Source organism: Marinobacter salinisoli, from assembly GCF_017301335.1.
Lineage (GTDB): Bacteria > Pseudomonadota > Gammaproteobacteria > Pseudomonadales > Oleiphilaceae > Marinobacter > Marinobacter salinisoli.
Genome location: NZ_CP071247.1, coordinates 172,260 through 195,308, shown reverse-complemented (window position 1 = coordinate 195,308; position 23,049 = coordinate 172,260). Strand labels below are relative to the sequence as shown.

At 58.0% G+C, this 23,049-nt stretch carries 19 protein-coding genes; 15 read left to right on the top strand and 4 right to left on the bottom strand.

The window, feature by feature from the left end; genetic code table 11:
• Positions 1-21: 21 nt before the first annotated feature.
• The 3 genes from astA to astB all read left to right on the top strand — a co-directional run bounded on the left by astA (position 22) and on the right by astB (position 4,037).
• Entirely contained in the window at positions 22-1,116 is a 1,095-nt protein-coding gene (gene astA / locus LPB19_RS00930; RefSeq protein WP_206644227.1) for an arginine N-succinyltransferase, read from the top strand.
• Between the two features lie 83 nt (positions 1,117-1,199).
• Positions 1,200-2,678, top strand: a complete 1,479-nt coding sequence (gene astD, locus LPB19_RS00925; RefSeq protein WP_206644226.1) for a succinylglutamate-semialdehyde dehydrogenase — start codon at positions 1,200-1,202, stop codon at positions 2,676-2,678.
• An 18-nt stretch (positions 2,679-2,696) separates the two neighbouring features.
• Positions 2,697-4,037, top strand: coding sequence for an N-succinylarginine dihydrolase (astB, locus tag LPB19_RS00920; RefSeq protein WP_206644225.1), 1,341 nt, complete (start codon positions 2,697-2,699; stop codon positions 4,035-4,037).
• 153 nt (positions 4,038-4,190) lie between these two features.
• On the opposite strand, the gene LPB19_RS00915 is transcribed toward astB, so the two are convergent.
• Complete coding sequence (locus tag LPB19_RS00915) at positions 4,191-5,480, bottom strand: NAD(P)/FAD-dependent oxidoreductase (RefSeq protein ID WP_206644224.1); 1,290 nt, start codon at positions 5,478-5,480, stop codon at positions 4,191-4,193.
• A gap of 102 nt (positions 5,481-5,582) precedes the next feature.
• The gene (locus tag LPB19_RS00910; RefSeq protein ID WP_206644223.1) at positions 5,583-7,076 is read right to left on the bottom strand and encodes an aldehyde dehydrogenase; all 1,494 of its coding nucleotides are present in this window, start codon (positions 7,074-7,076) and stop codon (positions 5,583-5,585) included.
• 249 nt (positions 7,077-7,325) lie between these two features.
• Here LPB19_RS00910 and LPB19_RS00905 point away from each other — a divergent pair, with 249 nt between their 5' ends.
• From LPB19_RS00905 to LPB19_RS00880, 6 genes are all read left to right on the top strand, one after another.
• Positions 7,326-8,642 carry an aspartate aminotransferase family protein gene (locus tag LPB19_RS00905; RefSeq protein ID WP_206644222.1) on the top strand — a complete coding sequence of 439 codons (1,317 nt, stop codon included), beginning with the start codon at positions 7,326-7,328 and terminating at the stop codon, positions 8,640-8,642.
• Positions 8,643-8,709: 67 nt separating this feature from the next.
• The gene (locus LPB19_RS00900; RefSeq protein ID WP_206644221.1) at positions 8,710-10,200 is read left to right on the top strand and encodes a CoA-acylating methylmalonate-semialdehyde dehydrogenase; all 1,491 of its coding nucleotides are present in this window, start codon (positions 8,710-8,712) and stop codon (positions 10,198-10,200) included.
• 91 nt (positions 10,201-10,291) lie between these two features.
• Complete coding sequence (locus LPB19_RS00895) at positions 10,292-10,651, top strand: cupin domain-containing protein (protein WP_206644220.1); 360 nt, start codon at positions 10,292-10,294, stop codon at positions 10,649-10,651.
• Positions 10,652-10,657: 6 nt separating this feature from the next.
• Entirely contained in the window at positions 10,658-11,944 is a 1,287-nt protein-coding gene (locus tag LPB19_RS00890) for an NAD(P)/FAD-dependent oxidoreductase (RefSeq protein ID WP_206644219.1), read from the top strand.
• Between the two features lie 15 nt (positions 11,945-11,959).
• A complete protein-coding gene (locus LPB19_RS00885; RefSeq protein ID WP_206644218.1) occupies positions 11,960-12,448 on the top strand; it encodes a GNAT family N-acetyltransferase in 489 nt (162 codons plus the stop codon).
• A gap of 143 nt (positions 12,449-12,591) precedes the next feature.
• The gene (locus LPB19_RS00880) at positions 12,592-13,692 is read left to right on the top strand and encodes a polyamine ABC transporter substrate-binding protein (RefSeq protein ID WP_206644217.1); all 1,101 of its coding nucleotides are present in this window, start codon (positions 12,592-12,594) and stop codon (positions 13,690-13,692) included.
• A 63-nt stretch (positions 13,693-13,755) separates the two neighbouring features.
• Here LPB19_RS00880 and LPB19_RS00875 read toward each other — a convergent pair whose 3' ends face one another.
• Complete coding sequence (locus LPB19_RS00875; RefSeq protein ID WP_206644216.1) at positions 13,756-15,162, bottom strand: NAD(P)/FAD-dependent oxidoreductase; 1,407 nt, start codon at positions 15,160-15,162, stop codon at positions 13,756-13,758.
• Entirely contained in the window at positions 15,155-16,513 is a 1,359-nt protein-coding gene (locus LPB19_RS00870) for a glutamine synthetase family protein (protein WP_206644215.1), read from the bottom strand. Before LPB19_RS00870 ends, LPB19_RS00875 begins: the two co-directional genes overlap by 8 nt.
• Before the next feature lie 285 nt (positions 16,514-16,798).
• Between LPB19_RS00870 and LPB19_RS00865 the strand changes: the two genes are divergently transcribed.
• The 6 genes from LPB19_RS00865 to LPB19_RS00840 all read left to right on the top strand — a co-directional run bounded on the left by LPB19_RS00865 (position 16,799) and on the right by LPB19_RS00840 (position 23,045).
• A complete protein-coding gene (locus LPB19_RS00865) occupies positions 16,799-17,554 on the top strand; it encodes a gamma-glutamyl-gamma-aminobutyrate hydrolase family protein (RefSeq protein WP_206644214.1) in 756 nt (251 codons plus the stop codon).
• Positions 17,555-17,559: 5 nt separating this feature from the next.
• Positions 17,560-18,909 carry a glutamine synthetase family protein gene (locus LPB19_RS00860; RefSeq protein ID WP_206644213.1) on the top strand — a complete coding sequence of 450 codons (1,350 nt, stop codon included), beginning with the start codon at positions 17,560-17,562 and terminating at the stop codon, positions 18,907-18,909.
• Positions 18,910-19,034: 125 nt separating this feature from the next.
• Positions 19,035-20,123, top strand: coding sequence for a polyamine ABC transporter substrate-binding protein (locus LPB19_RS00855; protein WP_206644212.1), 1,089 nt, complete (start codon positions 19,035-19,037; stop codon positions 20,121-20,123).
• 65 nt (positions 20,124-20,188) lie between these two features.
• The gene (locus LPB19_RS00850) at positions 20,189-21,319 is read left to right on the top strand and encodes an ABC transporter ATP-binding protein (protein WP_206644211.1); all 1,131 of its coding nucleotides are present in this window, start codon (positions 20,189-20,191) and stop codon (positions 21,317-21,319) included.
• Positions 21,316-22,221: an ABC transporter permease subunit gene (locus tag LPB19_RS00845; RefSeq protein ID WP_228289162.1), complete on the top strand. Its 906-nt coding sequence runs from the start codon at positions 21,316-21,318 to the stop codon at positions 22,219-22,221. The genes LPB19_RS00850 and LPB19_RS00845 overlap by 4 nt, the downstream gene beginning before the upstream one ends.
• Entirely contained in the window at positions 22,221-23,045 is an 825-nt protein-coding gene (locus LPB19_RS00840; protein WP_206644210.1) for an ABC transporter permease subunit, read from the top strand. The genes LPB19_RS00845 and LPB19_RS00840 overlap by 1 nt, the downstream gene beginning before the upstream one ends.
• Positions 23,046-23,049 lie beyond the last annotated feature (4 nt).

Below are 23,049 nucleotides of genomic sequence, written 5' to 3'. Positions count from 1 at the left end.
TTCCCGGAAGGAGACCATGACATGTTGGTGATCCGTCCGCTGCAGGAAGGGGATCTTGAGGATCTGTACGAAATGGCTCAGAAGGCCGGCAAGGGTCTGACAACCCTGCCAGCCGATCGCGAGCTGTTGCAACGCAAAATTGATATGGCCCGTGAAAGCTTCCGGCAGCGGTGTGCGCCGGAAGCGGCGCTTTATCTGTTCGCCATGGAAGACGTGGAGACCGGAAAGGCAGTCGGTATCAGTGGTATCCAGGCCCGTGTTGGTCTGGACGAAGTGTTTTACAACTACCGGCTCAGTGTCACGGTGAATGCGTCGAGTGAACTCGGTGTTCATGTGCGGACGCCGACGCTGCATCTGTCCAATGACATGACCGACGTCAGTGAGATCTGCTCGCTGCTGTTGTCCGGTGACTACCAGGGCGGCGGTAACGGACTGCTCCTGTCCCGTTCCCGGTTTATGTACCTGGACGAATTCCGCAGTCATTTCTCCGACAAAGTGTTTGCGGAGATGCGTGGTGTGTCTGATGAAGAGGGCAACAGCCCGCTGTGGGACGCTCTGGGCAGCAAGTTCTTTGACATGGAGTTCAGCCAGGCCGATATGCTGTCTGGCCTGGGCAACAAGGCGTTCATCGCCGAGCTGATGCCCAAGTACCCCATTTATCTGCCCATGCTGCCCAGTTCCGCCCGCGCGGTGATCGGACGGGTGCACGACAACACCGCACCCGCCCTGAAGATGCTGCAGTCGGAAGGGTTCAACTTCAACGGGCTGGTGGACATCTTTGATGGCGGCCCGGTTGTGGAGGCGTTTATTCCGAGCATCCGGACGATCCGCGATTCGGTGAACCGGCATGTGATGATTTCGCGCAAACCGATTGACCTGAACGTGCCAGCGGCCGAGAAGGTCATGGTGTCGAACCGCTCGTTCCGGGATTTCCGGGTAACCACTGTGCCGGCCAGCTGTGTCGGGCCGGACACACTCAAGTTGCCTGCAGAAGTTGGCGAGGTGCTGCGGGTGGAATCGGGTGATTCCGTTCGAGTGACACCGTTGAAAGACAATGGCTCCCAGGCGCTGAGTGCCAACCGGGGAGCAAGGCAGAGCCGACGAATAGGGTCTTGAATGTGGGCGCCGGTGACGGCGTTTACGGTGGCTGGTGGTCGTGTTCTGATGAGCAAGAATTCTGATTTTGGAGGTGCGTTTTCATGGCAAACCTGACAGGTGAGCTTTATATCGATGGTCTCTGGCTGCAGGGCCACGGGCCCATGTTCGAGTCCATTCAGCCAGTGACTGGCGAAACCGTGTGGGATGGCAACAGTGCGAACCTTGAGGATGTGGATGCCGCAATCCGCGAGGCACGCAAGGCATTCGTAAGCTGGCGTCGCAAGAGCTTCGAAGAGCGCCAGGCCATTGTCGAGGCGTTCCGTGATCAGCTGGAAGCGCACAAGGAAGAGCTGGCCCATCAGATCGGCCTGGAAACCGGTAAGCCGCTGTGGGAGTCCCGCACCGAAGTCGCGGCGATGATTGGCAAGGTGGCGATTTCCGTCAAGGCCTACCACGAGCGCACGGGCGTGACCGAGAACGAAGCCCCGGGTGGCCGTGCCATCCTGCGTCATCGTCCGCACGGTGTCGTTGCGGTATTTGGTCCCTATAACTTCCCGGGCCACTTGCCGAACGGTCATATCGTGCCGGCGTTGCTGGCGGGTAATACCGTGGTCTTCAAGCCCAGTGAGCAAACGCCGGGCGTGGCCGAGATGACCATCAAGCTGTGGGAAAAAGCCGGTATTCCCGAGGGCGTGATCAACCTGGTTCAGGGCGCAATGGAAACCGGTAAGGCGCTGGCCAGTCATCCGATGATTGACGGCCTGTTCTTCACCGGCAGCTCCACCGTGGGCCACATCCTGCACAAGCAGTTCGGCGGCCAGCCCGAGAAGATTCTGGCGCTTGAGATGGGCGGCAACAATCCGCTGATCGTGCAGCACGTATCGGACATCGACGGCGCGGTTCACCACACGCTGCAGTCTGCGTTCCTGTCTGCCGGGCAGCGTTGCACCTGTGCCCGCCGCCTGATGGTGCCCAAGGGTCCCAAGGGGGATGAGTTCCTGGATCGCCTGATCGAACTGGCCAGCCGGATTCGTGTCGGTGAATTCGACGCGGACCCGCAGCCGTACATGGGCTCTGTGGTTTCGCCGGAAGCGGCGCAGACCATCCTTCAGGCCCAGGCCAGCATGCTCGAGAAGGGTGCCAAGTCGCTGCTTGAGGTCAAGCTCCTCAAGGAAGGCACCGGCCTGCTTAGCCCGGGTATTGTCGACGCCACCGGTGTTGATCTGCCGGACCAGGAATACTTTGGCCCGCTGCTGACCGTGTACCGCTACAAGAGTTTTGACGAGGCGCTGGAACTGGCCAACAACACAAGCTATGGCCTGTCTGCCGGCCTGCTCAGCGATGACCGCAAGCTCTACGACCGGATGGTGGAAGAAATCCGCGCCGGTATCGTGAACTGGAATCGTCCAACCAACGGCGCCAGCAGTGCCGCCCCGTTTGGTGGCGTAGGTGCCAGTGGTAACCATCGTCCGAGCGCCTACTATGCCGCTGACTACTGCGCCTGGCCGATGGCGTCAGTGGAAGCGCCCAAGACCGAGTTGCCGGAAGCCCTGTCGCCCGGCCTGAACTTCGACAAGTAAAACGGGGAACCCTCTGCCATGGTTAAGCATGCAGTAGAAGCTAATTTCGACGGCCTGGTCGGCCCCACGCACAACTACGCTGGGCTGTCCTGGGGCAACGTGGCCTCCAAGTCCAACGAGGCGGCGGTGTCGAATCCCAAGGAAGCGGCGCTTCAGGGGCTGGCCAAGATGAAGGCCCTGGCGGATCGTGGTTTCGTGCAGGGGCTGTTGCCCCCGCACGAGCGGCCGCACATTCCGACCCTGCGCAAGCTGGGGTTCGATGGGTCTGAGAAGAAAATACTCGGCGACGCGGCCAAGCAGTGCCCGAGCATTCTGGCCGCGGTGTCGTCGGCGTCCACCATGTGGACCGCGAACGCCGCCACGGTATCGCCCAGCGCGGATACGGCGGATCGTCGTGTTCACTTCACGCCGGCCAATCTGAGCGCCAAGTTCCACCGCTCCATCGAGCATGAGGTGACGGGCCGTGCGCTGAAGTCCATCTTCGCCGATGAGCGCTACTTTGCGCATCATCCGGCCCTGCCGTCGGTCAGTCACTTCGGTGACGAGGGCGCGGCCAACCATACCCGCCTTTGCAGTGGTTATGGCGAGCCGGGTGTCGAGCTGTTCGTCTATGGCCAGATGGCGTTTAACGAACAGGCACCGGCGCCGAAGAAGTTTCCGGCCCGGCAGACTCTGGAAGCGTCCCAGGCGATTGCTCGCCTGCATGGGCTGGCGGATGCGCATGCGGTGTTCGCCCAGCAGAATCCCGAAGCGATTGATGCCGGTGTGTTCCACAACGACGTGATTGCGGTGGGTAACGGCAACACGCTGTTTTATCACGACATGGCGTTCCTGGATGAGCAGAAGGTGCTGGATGACATTCGTGCCCGCCTGACCCGCACCGAGCTGCAGGCGGTGAAGGTCAGCAGTGCCGACGTGCCCATTCAGGATGCGGTAGCGTCTTACCTGTTCAACAGCCAGCTGCTGAATACTCCGGATGGCATGATGTTGGCGGTGCCCGGCGAGTGCCGGGAGGTCAAGTCAGTCAGTAACTACCTGGACCAGCTGGTTCAGTCCGGTGGCCCGATCACTGCGGTTGAGGTGTTCGACGTCAAGCAGTCCATGCGCAACGGCGGCGGTCCGGCTTGTCTGCGTCTGCGTGTGGTGCTCAATGATGAAGAATTGAAGGCCATGCACCAGGGCGTGCTGCTGACCGATGAGCTGTACGAGCGCCTGACGGCGTGGGTGAATGCTCACTACCGGGATCGTCTGACCCGGGACGATCTGGCGGATCCGATGCTGCTGGACGAAGTGCGCAAGGCTCTGGACGAGCTCACCGGCATTCTGGGGCTGGGGTCGATCTACGACTTTCAGCGCTGAGGCGCCTCTCAGTCATCGAGAGCTGCCTGCTTGAGGCCTGAAAAGCGAGTTCGCTTTTCAGGCCCATCCTCTGAGCCATTCGATATTGATCAAAGCAGGCGTTTCAATACCGAACCCAATGGCTCACTTCTGCGATAACTCCCTTCGCGCCACTCAGCGCAGCGTTTCCATCAGGCGGTAGTACCACATACCGATGGCCAGAAACTGGTTGCCCAGCCATTCGCTGCCGGGAATCCGAATGTGGCTGCACGCCGCGAAGGTATCGAACTCCCGCAAGTGCCCGTCAACGGCATTCGCCATCACTTCCGACACGATGTGTGAGGTCGCGATGCCGTGGCCGGAATAACCCTGGGCATAAAACACATGCTCCGACAGTTTGCCGAGCTGCGGAATGCGGTTGATGACAATGCCCATCATGCCGCTCCAGGCGAAATCAATACCGACGCCTTTGAGTCGGGGGAAGGTCCGTTCCAGGGCAGGGCGAAGCTCGGCCTCGATGTTGCGGCTTTCACGACCGCTGTAATTGGCGCCACCACCGAACAGCAGACGCTTGTCTGCGGTCAGGCGGTAGTAGTCGAGCACGAAACGGCAATCGTAGACGGCCAGGTCTTTCGGGTTGATCGCCTGGGCCACTTCATCAGACAGCGGCGCCGTTGCCACGATGCCCCCGGCCGCCGGGAAGATCTTCCCGCTCATCTTGCGCCGTTCCAGGCGATGATAGGCGTTGCCCGCTAACACCACCCGGTTGGCCGTGATGCGGCCGCCCTCGGTCACCACCACCGGCGTGTCGCCGTGTTCAATGTCGATGACCCTGGACTGTTCAAAGATCTGGGCACCCAGCTCGGTGGCCGCGCGCGCTTCGCCAAGCACCAGGTTCAGCGAGTGCACATGCATGTTTTTTCGGTTGTAGAGCGCGCCATGGTAGATGTCGGTTTCGAGGTAATCCGGCATATCCTCACGCTCCAGCAGCGTGACCTCGTCACCCATGCCGCGTCTGACGGCTTCAGCGTAACTGGCCTGAAGTTCCCTCATGTGCGATGGCTTGTAGGCGGCGTGCAGGTGCCCGTGCTTGAGGTCGCAGTCGATATTGTATTTCGAGACCCGGTTGCGAATGATGTCATGCCCGCGCCAGCGAAGCTGCCAGACAAAGTCTTCCGCATCAGTGCCGAGCGTTTTACGCATCTGTTTGCGCATGGCCTCATCGCCGGACAGTGAGCCGGTAATCTGCCCGCCATTGCGCCCGGTGGCGCCCCAGCCGATGCGATTGGCCTCGACCAGGGCCACTTTATAGCCACGCTCGGAGAGCTCAAGAGCGGTATTTACACCGGTAAAGCCGCCACCGACGATGGCGACATCCACCTGAATATCGCCAGTCAGCCGTGGGTAGTTGGAATCTTCTTTGATGGTCGCCGTGTAATAGGCGCCCGTTCTTGGTTCACTCATGCGCGCTTCTTATTCTGACTGTCGGGTGATTGATAGAGGAGGGTAGGCGGCAGCGGCGGATCGGGGCGGGCGTCACGAAACCCTGCCCCGATCCACTATGGTTCAGAGCTTGAACCAGGTGGCCTTGATCTCGCTGTATTTGTCGAAAGCGTGCAGGGACTTGTCGCGGCCGTTACCGGACTGCTTGTAGCCACCGAACGGTGCGGTCATGTCGCCCAGATCGTATTCGTTCACCCATACCGAACCGGCGCGCAGTTTGCGGGCCACCCGATGGGCGCGGGACAGGTTGTTGGTCCACAAGCCCGCTGCCAGGCCATAAATGGAATCGTTGGCGATCTTCAGTGCGTCGTCTTCATCGCTGAACCGGATGACCGACAGCACCGGGCCGAAGATTTCTTCCCGGGCGATGGTCATGTCGTTGTTCACGTTCTCGAACACGGTCGGTTCAACGAACAGGCCGCCTTCCACCGGCATTACCTGCTGGCCGCCGACGGTCATGTTCGCGCCTTCCTTCTGTCCGATCTGGATGAAATCCAGTACCCGCTCCATTTGTGCGTTATCGACAATCGCACCGACATTGGTGTTCGGGTCCAGCGGATGCCCCGGGCGCCATTTCGCGACCAGTGCGCGCACCTTCTCCATGAACTCATCGGCGACGCTGTCTTCCACCAGCAAGCGGGAGCCGGCGGTACAGACTTCTCCGGCATTGAAGCAGATACCAGCGGCCGCACCGGCTGCCGCGGCATCCAGGTCGGCATCGGCGAAAACAATGTTGGCCGACTTGCCGCCCGCTTCGGTCCATACCCGTTTCATGTTGGACTCACCGGCGTAAATCATCAGCTGTTTGGCGATGGCGGTTGAGCCGGTAAAGGCCAGCGTATCGACGTCCATATGCAGGGCCAGTGCCTTGCCAGCGGTGTGTCCGAAACCGGGCAGAACGTTGAACACCCCGTCCGGAATGCCGGCCTCGGTTGCCAGCTGCGCCAGGCGCAGGGCGGTCAGCGGTGATTTTTCCGAGGGCTTCAGTATGAAGGAGTTACCCATGGCCAGCGCCGGGGCGAATTTCCAGGCCGCCATAATCATCGGGAAATTCCACGGCACGATGGCGGCAACCACGCCGACCGGTTCGCGGGTGATCATGCCCAGCTGATCGTGTGGTGTCGGTGCGATTTCGTCGTACAACTTGTCCACCGCTTCAGCGGTCCAGCTCAATGCGCGCACGGTGGCGTTGACGTCTACCGAGCGGGAATCGCCGATCGGCTTACCCATGTCCAGTGTTTCCAGCAACGCCAGTTCATCGGCGTTGGCCTCGATCAGCTCGGCCCACTTGAGCAAGACCGCTTTTCGCTTGGCCGGGGGCAGTTCACTCCAGACGCCACGGTTGAATGAGTCGCGTGCGGCGTCCACCGCAACGTTCACGTCGGCTTCCTGGCAGGAGGCGACCCTGGCCAGCACACGATTGTCGATTGGGGAAACGGTATCAAAGGTGTCTCCGCCCACCGCATCGACATAGCGGCCGTTGATGTAAGCGCGACCCTCGGGCTTGAGGCTTGCCGCGAGGGATTGCCAATGTTCGAAGGTGTGCTGTTGTGCCATGGAAGCCTCGACTGTTGCTGGTTTAAATGGTTGCGTTGTTTAAATCAGGGTAGTTGCCAACATACTGCAACTTTAAGGTTTATTTCAATATATTGAACATAATTCCCGGAGAACACCGAATTTGACCATTGCCTGGCTGTGAAATTCAGTTTTTTTGACATTTAAATCGGGGTCAGGGTTGATGTTTATTTTATTTAACATACACTCGGGAAAAATTGTTCAAAAAAAAGAACACAGAAGGTGCAAGAGATGAGCATGATGTCAGCCCCCTCCATGGACTCGTTCTGGATGCCGTTTACGGCAAATCGCCAATTCAAAGCCAATCCCCGGATGTTTGAGTCCGCCGAAGGCATGTACTACAAAACGCCGGATGGCCGTTCCGTGCTCGACAGCACCGCAGGTCTCTGGTGTGTGAATGCCGGCCATGGCCGGACGCAGATCTCGGAAGCCGTCAGTCGCCAGATCCAGAATCTGGACTTTGCACCGACGTTCCAGCTTTGCCACCCGATGGCCTTCGAGCTGGCCGAGCGGCTGACCAAATTGTCACCGGCCGGTATGGACCATGTCTTCTTTTGTAACTCCGGTTCAGAGTCCGTCGATACCGCGCTGAAAATCGCGCTGGCTTACCATCGGGTGAAAGGTGATGCAGGCCGTACCCGCCTCATTGGCCGGGAAAAGGGTTATCACGGTACCGGCTTCGGCGGTATTTCCGTGGGCGGCCTGGTGAACAACCGCCGCGCATTCGGATCGCTGCTGAACGGTGTCGATCACCTGAAGCATGCCTGGACTCCGGGCACCGAATTTACCAAAGGCCAGCCCGAGGTAGGTGCCAACCTGGCCGATGAGCTGGAAGGTATCATTGCCCTGCACGGCGCTGAAACCATCGCGGCCGTTATTGTTGAACCGATTGCCGGTTCCGGCGGTGTGTGGGTTCCCCCGAAGGGCTACCTGCAGCGCCTGCGGGATATCACCCGCAAGCACGGCATCCTGCTGATCTTTGATGAAGTGATCACCGGTTACGGCCGCATCGGCGGTGCGTTTGCGTCCAATCATTTCGACATCACGCCGGACCTGATTACCTCTGCCAAGGGTCTCACCAACGGTGCGATTCCCATGGGCGCGGTGTTTGTCAGTAACGAGATTCACGATGCGTTCATGACCGGCCCGGAAGAAGCCATTGAACTGTTCCATGGCTACACCTATTCCGCGCATCCGGTCGCTTGCGCAGCGGCGCTGGCCACCCTCGACATTTATGAGAAGGAAAACCTGTTCAACAAAGCCTATGAACTGGGTGAGTACTGGCAGGAACAGCTGCACAGCCTGAAAGAGTTTGATGTTGTCAAAGACATTCGCAATTACGGTCTGGTCGGCGGGATCGAATTCCATTCCGGCGATAAGCCCGGCCAGCGCGGCTACGACGTGTTCGAACACTGCTTCTGGAAAGGCAATGTGATGGTCCGTTACACCATGGATATCCTCGCCATGTCGCCACCGCTGATCGTCGAGAAAGAACACATCGATGAAGCCATTACCGCCCTGCGCAACGGTATCAAAGCGCTGTATTGAGCACCCGTATTGAATTAACCAGTAAAAAAGAGTCAGGAACCGGCGTTGTCCGGCCATCAGGAGAGTTATGAAAACGATCAACCACTTTATTAACGGAGAGCTGACATCCGCCAGTGAACGACATGCGCCGGTGTTCAATCCAGCCCTTGGCGCTCAGGCCGCACAGGTGTCACTGGCGTCAGCCGGTGAAGTTGAGCAGGCCATTGCGGCCGCGAAAGCGGCCTTTCCGGCCTGGTCCAATACCAGCCCGCTGGTGCGCTCGCGGATTCTGTTCCGCTTCAAGATGATGCTCGAAGAGCGCATCGATGACCTGGCCCGGATCGTCACCGCCGAGCATGGCAAAGTCTTTGAAGATGCCAAAGGCGAGATTATCCGCGGGATGGAAGTGGTTGAGTTTGCCTGTGGTGCGCCGTCGATCCTGAAAGGTGAAATTACCGAACAGGTGGGTACCGGCGTTGATGCCTACTCGGTCAATCAGGCGCTGGGTGTTGTGGCGGGTATCACGCCGTTCAACTTCCCGGCCATGGTGCCGATGTGGATGTGGCCGGTCGCCATTGCCTGCGGTAACACCTTTGTCCTGAAACCGTCTGAAAAGAACCCGACCGCGGCGCTGGTTATTGCCGAGTGGCTGAAAGAAGCCGGCTTGCCGGACGGCGTGTTTAACGTGGTGAACGGCGACAAGGAAGCGGTGGACGTTCTGCTGAGCCATGAGGACATCGAAGCTGTGTCCTTTGTCGGCTCCACGCCGATCGCCGAATACATCTACACCACCGCGAGCAGCCACGGCAAGCGCGTGCAGGCTCTGGGTGGTGCCAAGAACCACATGATCGTCATGCCGGATGCTGACATCGACGCGGCCGTCAACGCCCTGACCGGTGCTGCCTATGGTTCGGCCGGCGAGCGCTGCATGGCCATCTCGGTGGCTGTTGCAGTCGGCGACATCGCCGATGAGCTGGTGGACAAGCTGGCCGCCAAAGCCCGCAGCCTCAAGATCGGTAATGGTGAGAACCTCGGCCTGGATATGGGCCCGCTGATCAGCAAAGAGCACTACGACAAAGTCAAAGGCTATGTCGACGCCGGTGTTGAGCAGGGCGCGACACTGGTGGTCGATGGCCGTAATTTGGTGGTTGAAGGCTGTGAGGAAGGTTACTTCCTGGGCGGCTGCCTGTTTGATCACGTCACACCGGACATGACCATCTATCAGGAAGAAATCTTCGGCCCGGTGCTGTGTGTGGTGCGCGTGGATGACTACGCCACCGCGGCCAAGCTGATTAATGATCACGAATACGGCAACGGCACCTCCATCTTTACCCGCAGCGGTTCGGTGGCGCGCAAGTTCAGTCACGACATCCAGGTCGGTATGGTTGGCATTAACGTGCCGATTCCGGTACCCATGGCGTTCCATTCCTTCGGTGGCTGGAAGCGTTCACTCTTCGGTGGGCATCACATGCATGGCCCGGAAGGCGTGAAGTTCTATACCCGCCGGAAAGCCGTGACGGCTCGTTGGCCGGAAGGCGATATCGGCACTGCAGAATTTGTCATGCCGACCATGAAGTAGAGACCGAAAGGTCATCCTCGAATGGATCGTGGATGACCTTTTTGCATTTCCCTATCAGGCCCGTCGTTAACCTTGAGCAACAGGATTGGTTATGAGTCAAATCACTTCCATCTTCGATGTCACAACCACCGGTATCACCGCTGAAAATTACCTGCCGGACGCCGCCAAAATTCTTTCGGGCAAGCCTGAGCAGAATGTCTGGAATGGCTTCTCGTCGCGGGATGAAAAGTTCCATGTGGGAACCTGGGATTCACAAGCCGGCGAGTGGACCATCAGCTACAGCGAAGACGAATTCTGTCTGATTCTGGAAGGTGAGTCGGTCATATCCGATAAAGACGGCAATCAGAAAACCGTCAAGGCGGGAGACCAGTTTGTCATCCCCGCCGGCTTCGAGGGCACCTGGTCAGTGCCGTCTTACTGCAAGAAGATTTACGTCATTTACGAGGCCTGACCGACGATGGCGCAGCGCACGGAACACACAGGCTCTTATTACGCCGCTACCCGTAACGACAAGACCGATCGCGCGGCACTGACTGACGCCATCGAAGCCGATGTCTGTATTGTCGGCGCCGGCTTTACCGGCATTTCATCGGCTTTGCATCTGGCCGAAGCCGGTTTCAAAGTGGTCGTTCTGGAAGCGGCACGTATCGGCTTTGGCGCCAGCGGCCGCAATGGCGGTCAGCTGGTGAACAGCTACAGCCGTGACATCGACGTTATCGAAAACAACTACGGAAGCGAGCTGGGCAAGGCGCTGGGTGATATGGCCTTTGAAGGCGCCAACATCATCCGCGAACGCATTGAGAAATACGATATTCAGTGCGATTACAAACCCGGTGGCATTTTCGCGGCGTTCAACAAGCGCCAGATGCATGAGCTGACCGAACAGCAGCAGCTCTGGGAGCGTTTCGGGCACAGCAACCTGGAACTGTTGGATGCCGACGGTATCCGCAAGCACATCGCCAGTGATGCATACGTCGGCGGCCTGCTCGACCATAACGGTGGGCACATCCACCCGCTGAACCTGCTGCTGGGTGAAGTGGCGGCGTTCGAAAACCTCGGTGGCCAGGTTTTCGAGGATTCCAGGGTGGTTGACCTGATTCGCAGTGAGCGCCCTGTGGTCAAGACGGCCTCGGGGCAGGTGACTGCGGATTACGTTTTGCTGGCCGGCAACGCCTATATGGGCGGGCTTGTGCCGGAACTCGACGCCAAGGCCATGCCCTGTGGCACCCAGATTGTCACCACCGAAGTGCTCGACGAGTCCGTGGCGAAGTCGCTGATCCCGGGCGGACATTGTGTCGAGGACTGTAACTACAAGCTCGACTACTATCGCGTTACCGGTGACAACCGACTGCTGTACGGTGGCGGCGTTACCTATGGCGGTGGCGACCCTGCGTCCATTGAGCGGTTTATCCGGGGGCATCTGGAAAAGACCTTCCCGCAGCTCAAAGGCGTGAAGTTTGATTTTGCCTGGGGCGGTGACTTCCTGCTGACCATGAGCCGTTTGCCGCAGTTTGGCCGTCTGACACCGAAGATTTTCTACGCTCAGGGGTACTCCGGACACGGTGTGACCACCACGCATCTCGCCGGTCGTCTGGTGGCAGAAGCGCTGAAAGGGCAGGCCGAACGGTTCGATGCCTTCGGGCAGCTGAAACACTTTCCGTTCCCAGGCGGGCGTTTGCTCCGGGCCCCATACACCGCGATAGGCGCGCTGTATTACGGGCTGCGCGACAAACTTGGCGTTTAGGTGGGGGAGCCGGTGGTGACTGTCGCAGTGCGCCCGATTCAAGGCTCAGACTGGCCTGCTATTGATGCTATTCAACGGCAGGCCTACCCCGACGACCTGCATGAAGAGATTGCGGTGTTGCAGCAGAAACAGCAGCGTTCCCCGGATACCTGCTGGGTGGTCACCGATGGTGATGACCAGGTGGCGGGGTATCTGCTCGCCCATCGCTGGCCGAGTGCAACGGATGTGCCAGCGCTTGACCAGCCATTGCCAGCCATTGGCGGTAATGTTATGTATATCCATGACATGGCGCTCGCACCGAGCGCCCGGGGAAGGAGGCTTTCAAGGTTGCTTTGGCAGGAACTGATCGAACAGGTTCGACGTGAGAACCTCACAACCCTTGCTCTGGTAGCCGTGAACGACTCGCAGGATTATTGGCAGCACAGGGGGTTTGAAATCACGGCCCCTGTGGCGCCGGAAAAAGGCTACGGAAACCGTGCCGTTCAAATGGTAATGACACTCTAAATCAGGGCTTATGCCCTGATTTTTTTTGCGTGGAACCCGGGCGGTGGCATGGAGGCCATCGTGTATATAAAGAATGAGAAAAGCATGGACGTACTCGCCAACAGCAACGATCTATAAATTATTAGAAAAAGGAACGTAAAAGCATGTTGAAAGAGAAACTCACCGTACTGGCTACCACCTCACTGCTCGGCGTAAGCATGGCTGGCAATGCAATGGCCGCAGGTAACGTTAATTTTTACAACTGGTCAGACTACATCGCCGAGGAAACCCTGCCTGGGTTTACCGAAAGCACCGGCGTTACCGTCAAATACGATGTGTTTGACAGCAACGAAGTGCTGGAAGCGAAGCTGCTGGCCGGATCGTCCGGTTACGATGTGGTGGTGCCTTCGGCATCGTTCATGGGCAAGCAGATTACTGCAGGCGCGTACCAGAAGCTGGATAAGAGCAAGCTCACCAACTGGGATAACCTGAACCCGGTGATCATGAAAGTGATTGAAACCATTGATCCGGGCAACCAGTACTCAGTGCCCTATCTGTGGGGCACCACGGGCATTGGTTATAACCCCCAAAAGGTGGCGGAAGTTTTGGGTGAGGATGCCCCGACGGACTCCTGGGATCTGGTGTTCAAGCCAGAGAACCTCGCCAAGCTCAGCGACTGTGGCGTTGCGTTTCTGGACGCACCGGCCGAGGTGATTCCCGCAGCGCTGCACTACCTGGGGCTGGATCCGAATTCCGAAAACCCGAAAGACTATGAGCAGTCCGAGGCACTGCTGAGCGAACTGGCACAGCACGTGACTTACTTCCACAGCTCCCGCTTTATTGGCGATCTGGCCAATGGTGACATCTGTGTGGCCGTCGGCTGGAGCGGTGACATTCTTCAGGCCGCCACGCGTGCCGAAGAAGCGGGTAACGGCGTGGAAGTGGCGTACACCATTCCGAAAGAAGGTGCGGGCATGTGGTTCGACATGCTGACCATTCCGGCGGATGCCAGCAACGTCGACGAAGCTCATCAGCTGATTAACTACCTGATGGATGCCGAGGTAATTGCCGGCGTATCCAACTACGTTTGGTATGCCAATGGCAACAGCGCATCAACGCCGTTGATCGATGAAGAAGTGACGGGTGATCCAAGCATCTACCCGACTCCTGAGGTCGAGGCCAAGCTGTACACCTTTAAAGTGCTGCCGCGCAAAATCGATCGCATCGTGACGCGCTCCTGGCAGACCATCAAATCTGGTAACTAATCGGGTTTGAGTGCTGACGAAAAAGCCGGTAACACATGTGTTACCGGCTTTTTTTTTGCCTGCTTAAGTGATCAGCCCGCCGGCCAGACGACTCAGGCTGTTCAATGGCTTGTGCAGCCACGGCAGTTTCTTTTCGTGGCACAGCCAGTCTTCCAGGGCGAACAGTTTGCCCAGCATGTGATAACCCAGCCACGGCACAGGTTCGGCTTCCCAGTTTTTCAATTGGCTGGGGCTGCCGCGGATCACCCACGGCTGCTGGGTGTAGATGCTGCCGGATTCAGTGATCAGCTCGGCCAGTGTCTGACCAAACAGGTGCGAGGCACCGACACCCTCGCCGCCGTAGCCGCCCGCATAGGCAATGCAGCTGTCTTTATCGAACCCGGCAAACGGCCGAAAGCCGCGGCTCATGGCCAGTGAGCCTGCCCAGCGGTATTGGATGTCCTGTTCGGTCAGGCTGGGGAACAAGCGCCGGAGAAAGGTGGCTGGTGCCCGGAAAGCCGGGTCGTCCGGGGTGAATTCAAAGCGTGCCCTTGCGCCAAACTGATAGCCGCCGCGGGCGCCGAACACCATGTGGCCGCCCTGACTGCGCTGCCCATAGGTAATGCTCCGGCACAAGTCGCTGAACGCCAGCCCGGGCTTGTTCACGGTCTGTTGCCATTCGTGTTCCGACAGGGCTCGTGTGGCAATCACGTTGGAATAAACCGGCAACCGCTTTCTGGACAGTGGTTGCCAGGTGGCGGGGAAGGCTTCGCTCGCCAACACAATGTGGCCACATTGCACCGGTTGGGCGTTGATGGTGAGTCTGCGGCTGGTGACTTCGTCAACCCGTGCACGTTCAACAATCTGAACGCCCATGCCTTTGAGTGTGTGGGCCAGGCCGAGGCAGAGCTTGATCGGGTTGATGGTTGCGCAGTGGGGTGAGTACAGCCCGCCATAAACATCCGGCAGGTTCAGAAGGCTTTCTGTGTCGGGTTTCGAGAGCCAGTGAAAGGCCGATTCCGGTTGGCCGCTGCTGCGGATCCCGTGCAGCCACGACCGTGCGGCATGGATCTGTTCGGGATACCGTGCTGCGGCGTACAGCACCCCCGCATGACTGAAATCACAATCGATCCGGTGCCGTTCGCAAATGGCCCGAACGCGCTCGACGATGCCATACAGCAATTGCTGACTTTGCTCGCGCTCGCTGGCGGGTAAGCTGCCGAGCCAGTCTTCCTGGCCGGCGATGCCACCGATGAGCCAGCCACCGTTGCGCCCAGAGGCGCCGTAGCCAACATGGTGCTGTTCGAAGATGGCGATGCGCCAGGCCGGGCGCAGTTGCTTGAGAAAATAGGCGGTCCACAGACCAGTGAAGCCGGCACCGACAATGGCGACATCCACTGGCTGCAGTTCGGGGCAGGGGGCGGCAGGTTCAGGTTCCGGCAGCCCCTGCCACCAGAGAACGGCTTGGGTCAGTGCGCTTGAATCAGGCATAACCCAGGAGCAGGTCGTACTCCAGCTGGGTAATCTGTTGTTCAAACAGGTGCAGGTCGTGCCATTTGCAGGCCTGGTAAACCTTCACGAAGGATTCACCGAACCAGTCCGCCACGCGCACGTCTTTTTTCATGTTGCGCAGGGCATCACGAAGATTGTCGGCCACATGCGGATGTTCCTGGTCGTAGGCATTGCCGGTTACCGGGGCGGACGGTTCCATGCGGTGCTGGATGCCTTCGGTGACGCCGGCGATCACCGCCGTTGCCACCAGGTAAGGGTTGGCATCGGCACCGGCCATGCGGTGTTCGATCCGGGTAGCGGCTTTGGAGCCGGAGGGAATGCGCAAGGCGACCGTGCGGTTATCGTAGCCCCAGTTCTTGGCGGTCGGCGCAAAGGCGCCCGGCGCCAGGCGACGGTAACTGTTGATGTTCGGGGCCATAAACGCCTGGGTGCTGTCCGCCATGCTGAGCAGACCGGCAACCATATTGCGCATGATGGGATTATCGACCGGGTTGTCTGCCGCCAGCACGTTCTTGCCATCCTGCATCAGGCTCAGGTGCATGTGCAGGCCATTTCCCGACTCTTCAATATAGGGTTTCGCCATGAAGGTGGCTTCCATTCCGTGCTTTCGGGCAACGTGGCGGATAACCCGCTTCAGCAGAATGGCATGGTCAACCGACCGCACGATGTTGTCCGAATGGTGCAGGTTCACCTCAAACTGGCCGGGTGCGTACTCTGCAATCACCGTGTCTGCGGGTATGTTCTGCGCCCGGGCGGCCTGGAGCACATCCTGAATAAAGGCGTCGTATTCATTCAGGTCGTCAATGGAGTAGACCTGGCAGGAGCCCATACGGCGGCCGGTGGTCGAGGATGCTGGCGGACGCAGCCCGCCTTGGGCATCGCGATCCATATCCACCAGGTAGAATTCCAGCTCGGCGGCGAAGCCCACCTGATAGTTCAGTTTGTTAAAGCGCTCAAGGGCGTTACAGAGAATCTGGCGTGGGTCGCTGAAAAAGGGTTCGTCGTTGTCATCGACCATGGTGCACAGCGCCTGCGCCCGGCTGCCGTCCTCAATCCAGGGCACAATGGCCAACGTCTCCGGAATCAGTCGGCATCTCTGGTCGCGATCACCCACGTCCACGCCCAGTCCCGCCGATTCCACCGTGGTTCCCGTGGCGTCCAGCGACATCACAGAACCCGGCAGATAAAAGCCCTGAGTGACAACCTTTTCCAGTAGATTGCGTTCAATTCGCTTTCCACGCAGAACACCGTTCAAGTCACTGATCAGCAGTTCTATGGTGGTGACCTTCGGATAGCGCTTCAGAAAAGCGGAGACTTCGTTCTCAGTCATAGAGTTCGGCCCGTGTTGTTCTGCAGACTGGCTGCGCATGCGTGCGTTATGGGTGATCTATATATTGAACATAAGTTAACTGTATTTCTGAGTGAGTTCAAACAAAACCCTCGCTAAAAAGGTCAATATAATGCACAAAATGGGGGTGTCGTGCCCAAGAATGGGGCAGTCGAAATCAGTATTTTGAACATGTAAAGCTTTTTGCAAGAAAATGACGAAATTGGTGTTTAAAATAATTTATGGTTGTGTATGCTGAGGGTGTTCAAGATTTGAGTGCAACCTAGAATGATGAATTTAAATCGAAAACCGCTGGTTGGGGTGATAAGCGATACCCAGACGATTGATCCGCATGTGTTTCACACCGCGGGCGACAAATATGTCACTGCTCTGGCGCAGGCGTCAGGTGTGGTACCAATCATCCTGCCGTCCTTGTTGCCCGATGTTCAGGTAACTGATTATCTTAGCCGCCTGGATGGCATCTTCCTGACCGGCGCCTATTCCATGGCCGATCCCGACCTGTATGGCGAGTCCCGAATCGACCTGCCGTATCGGTACGATGCCCGTCGTGACGCGTTAGCGAAAGCGCTGATCGATGCGGTGATCGCATCCGATCTGCCCCTGTTTGGCGTTTGCCGGGGGTTCCAGGACATTAACGTCGCGCTGGGAGGATCGTTGCATCAGGCGGTGCAGGACGTTGCCGGATTCAGCGATCACCGGGAAGACAAAACGGTTGCGCTTGCCGAGCAGTACGCCCCCGCGCATCGGGTCGACCTGGTGTCCGGTGGCCTTCTGGAGGGCATCGTTGACCGCCCGTCCATGAACGTGAACTCGCTCCACTCCCAGGGTATTAACCGCCTGGGGTCTGGTCTGTCCGTTGAAGCGAATGCACCAGACGGACTCATCGAGGCGCTTTCCATCGACGCCCTGTCTTTTGGCCTGGCCGTGCAGTGGCATCCGGAATGGGAAGTCATGGAAAACCGAGAACAAAAACTTATTTTCGAGGCCTTTGGCGATGCGTGTCGTGCGCGACAGTCAAAGTAATAGGTATGGAAGAACTGAAGAAGTGGTTAACCGAACACAAGATCACTGAGATCGAATGTATCACCTCGGATCAGACCGGAATCGCCCGCGGCAAGATCATGCCGACGGACAAGTTCCTGGCTGAGGGTGGCATTCGTCTGCCCGAGAGCATTCTGCTGCAGACCGCGACGGGCGATTATCCCGACGACGAAGTCTTCTACCGGCTGCTCGACCCGCGCGACATTGACATGATCCTGCGCCCGGACGGCGTCCCCTACACCATCCCCTGGGCCGCTGAGCCGTCTGCGCAGATCATCCATGATTGCCACGATTCCATGGGTAACCTGATGGAGTTGTCGCCGCGGGCCGTGCTGAAAAAAGTGCTCGCATTCTATGCAGATCAGGGTTGGCAGCCCATCGTGGCGCCGGAAGTCGAGTTCTACCTGACCAAGCGCAGTACCGATCCGGACATCCCTCTGGAGCCGCCGTACGGCCGCAGTGGTCGCCAGGAAAGCGGTCGCCAGAGTTTCAGCATCGATGCCGCCAACGAGTTTGACCCGATTGTTGAAGACATCTATGCCTGGGCCGAAGAGATGGGCCTGGACATTGATACCCTGATTCACGAAGAGGGTGCCGCGCAGCTGGAGTTCAACTTCCGCCACGGCGATGCACTGAAGCTGGCGGATCAGGTGTTCATTTTCAAGCGTCTGGTGCGCGAAGCCGCGCTGAAACACAAGATGAACGCCACCTTCATGGCCAAGCCGGTGTCCGGTGAGCCGGGCAGCTCCATGCATATCCACCAGTCACTGGTCGATGCCAAAACCGGCAAGAGCCTGTTCTCCAACAAAGACGGCACCGCTTCCACGCTGTTCCACCATTACATCGGTGGTCTCCAGGCGTACATTCCGAACGTGATGCCCATGCTGGCACCGAACGTGAACAGCTATCGCCGTTACCTGCCCGGTGCCGATGGCAACTCACCGGTAAACATCGAGTGGGCCGAAGAAAACCGCACCGTTGGCCTGCGCGTGCCGGATGCACCGCCGGCCGCACGTCGTGTCGAAAACCGCCTGCCGGGCTCCGATGTGAACCCGTATCTTGCGCTGGCTGCCAACCTGCTGTGTGGCTACCTGGGCATGATCAACGAGGTGAAGCCCAGAACACCGGCGACCGGCCGCATGGGCAATGAAGCCGACGACACCATGCCGTGGAACCTTGAAGCGGCGCTGGAGAACATGAGCAATTGCGAAGAAATCCGCGAGATTCTCGGCAATGCCTTCGTCGATGGTTTCGTCGCCACCCGCTGGGCGGAGTACGAAGGGTTCAAGAAAGTGATCAGTTCCTGGGAGCGTCAGTACCTGCTCTCGACTGTCTGATGCGTGCCCGGAAGCGGGCAGGCAGGATTTAGATCGGCTCAAGCTGTTGCGCCGAACTAACGACTGGTAAAAAAACAAGCTCACCAGTATCCGGAAAGTAAAAAATCAATAAAGGTAGAGGCACAATGAAAGCAGTAACGAAGTCCCTTCTCGGGTTAGCTGTCGCAAGCACGGTCGCTTCAGCCAGCATGGCCGACGACCGCGTCGTTCGCGTCTACAACTGGTCCGACTACATCGCTGAAGACACGATTGAAAAATTTGAAGCCAAGACCGGCATCAAAGTCACCTACGACGTCTTCGACTCCAACGAAGTTCTGGAGGCCAAACTTCTGTCTGGTCAGTCTGGCTACGACGTAGTGGTACCGACATCCGATTATCTGGCGCGCCACGTCATGGCCGGTGCCTACCAGAAACTGGATAAGTCCAAGATCCCGAACTGGGACAACCTGGATAATAACCTGCTGGGCAACCTGGAAAACTACGACAAAGGCAACCAATACGGTGTTCCTTACCAGTGGGGTACCACCGGTATTGGCTACAACGTTGCCAAGGTTGAAGAAGCCCTGGGCGAAGACGCGCCCACCGAGAGCTGGGACCTGATCTTCAACCCGGAATACGCATCCAAGCTGGCCGACTGTGGCATCGCGGTGCTCGACTCGCCGGCAGAAGTGCTGCCTCTGGCCCTGTCCTACCTGGGGCTGGATCCCAACTCCAAGGATCGTGCCGACTACGACAAGGCCGCCGAGCTGATGAAGAGCATCAAGCCGAGCATCACTTACTTCCACAGCTCTCGCTACATCTCTGATCTGGCCAACGGCGACATCTGTCTGGCCATTGGTTACAGCGGTGACGTCTTCCAGGCCGCGGCCCGTGCAGAAGAAGCCGAAAACGGCGTCGAAGTGGCTTACTACATCCCGAAAGAAGGCACGGCGATGTGGTCTGACATGATGGCGATTCCAAAAGACTCCAAGAATGTCGACGAGGCCCACGAGTTCATCAACTTCGTTCTGGACGCACAGATCGGCGCCGACATTACCAACTATGTTTGGTACGGATCCCCTAACGTTGCAGCCAATGAGTTCATCGACCCGGAAATCCTGGAGCATCCCGGTATCTACCCGGTCGAGGGTACCAAGTTGTTCACGTTTGAGGTTCTGCCAGAGAAAATCAATCGTTACATGACGCGTACCTGGACCTCGGTCAAGTCTGACTAAGCATCTGTGCCGGGCACGCCTGTGCCCGGCTGTCCCTCTGGTGTTTTTTTGAAAAGATCCTTTTTATGACTGCTGATGAACTTGCGAGAAAAGACAGCCGTAAGCAAGACGAAATTCTGCTGAGCATCCGCAACCTCAACAAATACTACGACAGCGTGCTTGCGGTTGATGACATCAATCTGGACATTCGCCAGGGCGAGATTTTTGCTTTGCTGGGGGCGTCTGGTTCCGGTAAATCCACGCTACTCAGAATGCTGGCCGGTTTTGAACTGCCGTCGTCCGGTTCCATTCAGTTGCACGGCAACGACATTGCGCATCTGCCTCCCAATGAACGTCCGTTCAACATGATGTTCCAGTCCTATGCGCTGTTTCCGCACATGTCCGTGGAAAAGAACATTGCCTACGGCCTGAAGCAGGATGGCTTGGGCAAAGACGAGATTCATGACCGTGTGCAGAGCATGCTGAAGCTGGTGCATATGGAAAAATATGCCCGCCGAAAGCCCCATCAGCTCTCTGGCGGTCAGCGTCAGCGTGTTGCCCTGGTTCGCTCGCTGGCCAAACACCCGAAGTTGCTCCTGCTCGACGAGCCCATGGGCGCACTCGACAAAAAGCTGCGCACAGAAATGCAGCTTGAGGTGGTCGACATCATTGAACGGGTCGGCGTGACCTGTGTGATGGTTACCCACGATCAGGAAGAAGCCATGACCATGGCCGATCGCATTGCCATCATGGATGAAGGGGAGATTCAGCAGGTCGGTTCACCGGTGGATATCTACGAGAGCCCGATGAACCGCATGGTGGCGGAATTCATCGGCACGGTGAACGTGTTCGAATCGGAGATTGTCGACGACCAGGAAAATTACATGGTCCTGCGTTCGCCGGATGTCGAGAACGACATCTTCGTGGGCCGTGGCGTGTCTTCTGGTGTTGACGACAAGAACATGTTGTTCGCACTGCGTCCGGAAAAGACGTTCATCAGCCTGGATCGTCCGGACAAGCAACAGAATGTGACTCGCGGTGTTGTTGACGATATCGCCTACCTGGGTGGTCACACGGTTTATTACGTCAAACTGCCAACTGGAAAAATTGTTCACTGCTTCCTCGCCAATACCGAACGTCGCGCTGAACGTCCGGATTGGGAACAGGAGGTCTGGGTTCACTGGCAGGATGACGCTGGCATGGTTATGCGCTCATGAATACGTATCCGATGCTTAAGAAATTCCTGCCCCAGGGCCGGTATACCCTGATGGCCGCGCCATTCCTGTGGCTCGGCGTCTTCTTTCTGCTGCCCTTTCTGTTCGTTGCCAAGATTTCCGTCGCTGAAGGTGCGCTGGCGATTCCGCCATACACCGCCTTGTTCGAATGGCTTGATGGCGTACTGAACATCCGGGTCAGCCTGTATAACTTCCAGTGGCTGCTGGACGATCCGCTGTACATCCAGGCGTACTGGAATTCCATCAAGATGGCGTTCTGGTCCACGGTGTACTGCCTGCTGATCGGCTATCCGATGGCCTATGCCATCGCCAAGGCGCCCAGGGACAAGCAGACGGTATTGCTGTTGCTGGTGCTGCTGCCGAGCTGGACGTCGTTCCTGATCCGGGTCTACGCCTGGATGGGCTTGCTGAAGAACAACGGCCTCATCAACAGCGCGCTGATGTGGCTGGGCGTGATCAACGAACCGATCCAGATGCTGAACACCAACTTCGCCGTGTACATCGGCGTGGTGTATTCCTACCTGCCGTTTATGGTGCTGCCCCTGTACGCCAACCTGGTGAAGCACGATAACAGCCTGCTGGAAGCAGCCGCCGATCTGGGTGCTGGCCACATCAAACGCTTTTTCACCATCACCTTGCCGTTGTCGATGAACGGTGTGATTGCCGGCTCGATGCTGGTCTTCATCCCGGTGGTTGGTGAGTACGTGATTCCTGAGCTGCTGGGCGGCACCGAAACCATCATGATCGGTAAGGTGTTGTGGCAGGAGTTCTTCAACAATCGTGACTGGCCTGTCGCGTCTGCACTAGCGTTGATCATGGTGTTGATCCTGCTGGTTCCGATCGGGCTGTTCCACCGTATTCAGAACAAAGAGGGAGGCTTGTAATGGCACAGCGCTTCAGTTTTTCCCGCTTGATGTTCTGGGTCGGTATCGCGTTTCTGTATGTGCCGATGCTGATCCTTGTGGTGTATTCCTTCAACGAAAGCCGCCTGGTTACCGTGTGGGCTGGCTTCTCCGGGAAGTGGTACGTCGAACTGTTCCAGGATCAGCAGATCATGACCGCCGTCTGGCGATCACTGCAGATCGCCTTCCTGTCGGCCTCGGCCGCGGTGGTGCTTGCTGTGCTGGGGTCGCTGATCATGGTGCGGCACCGCAATTTCAAGGGCCGGACGCTGTTTTCGGGCATGATCACCGCACCGCTGGTGATGCCCGATGTCATCATCGGTCTGTCCATGTTGCTGCTGTTCGTGGCGATGGGGCAGATGATCGGCTGGCCCGCCAACCGCGGCATGCTGACCGTTTGGATTGCGCACACCACGTTCTGTCTCGCGTACTCCACGGTGGTGATCAGTTCACGCCTGCGTGAAATGGACCGCTCACTGGAAGAAGCGTCTCTTGATCTTGGCGCCGGACAGATCGGCACCTTTTTCTCGGTAACCCTGCCGATCATTTCGCCCGCCATTATTTCAGCCTGGCTGCTGTCGTTCACGCTGTCGCTGGACGATGTGGTGATCGCGAGCTTCGTGACCGGGCCGGGCGCCACCACCTTGCCGATCGAAGTCTTCAGTTCGGTCCGCCTGGGTGTGACACCGAAAATCAATGCGTTGGCCACATTGATTATTGCGGCTGTCTCGATCGTGGCCATCGCAAGTTGGTACTTCACCAAACGGATGAATGATCGGGTCAGTACTCAGTTAGCCGCGTCCTGATTTC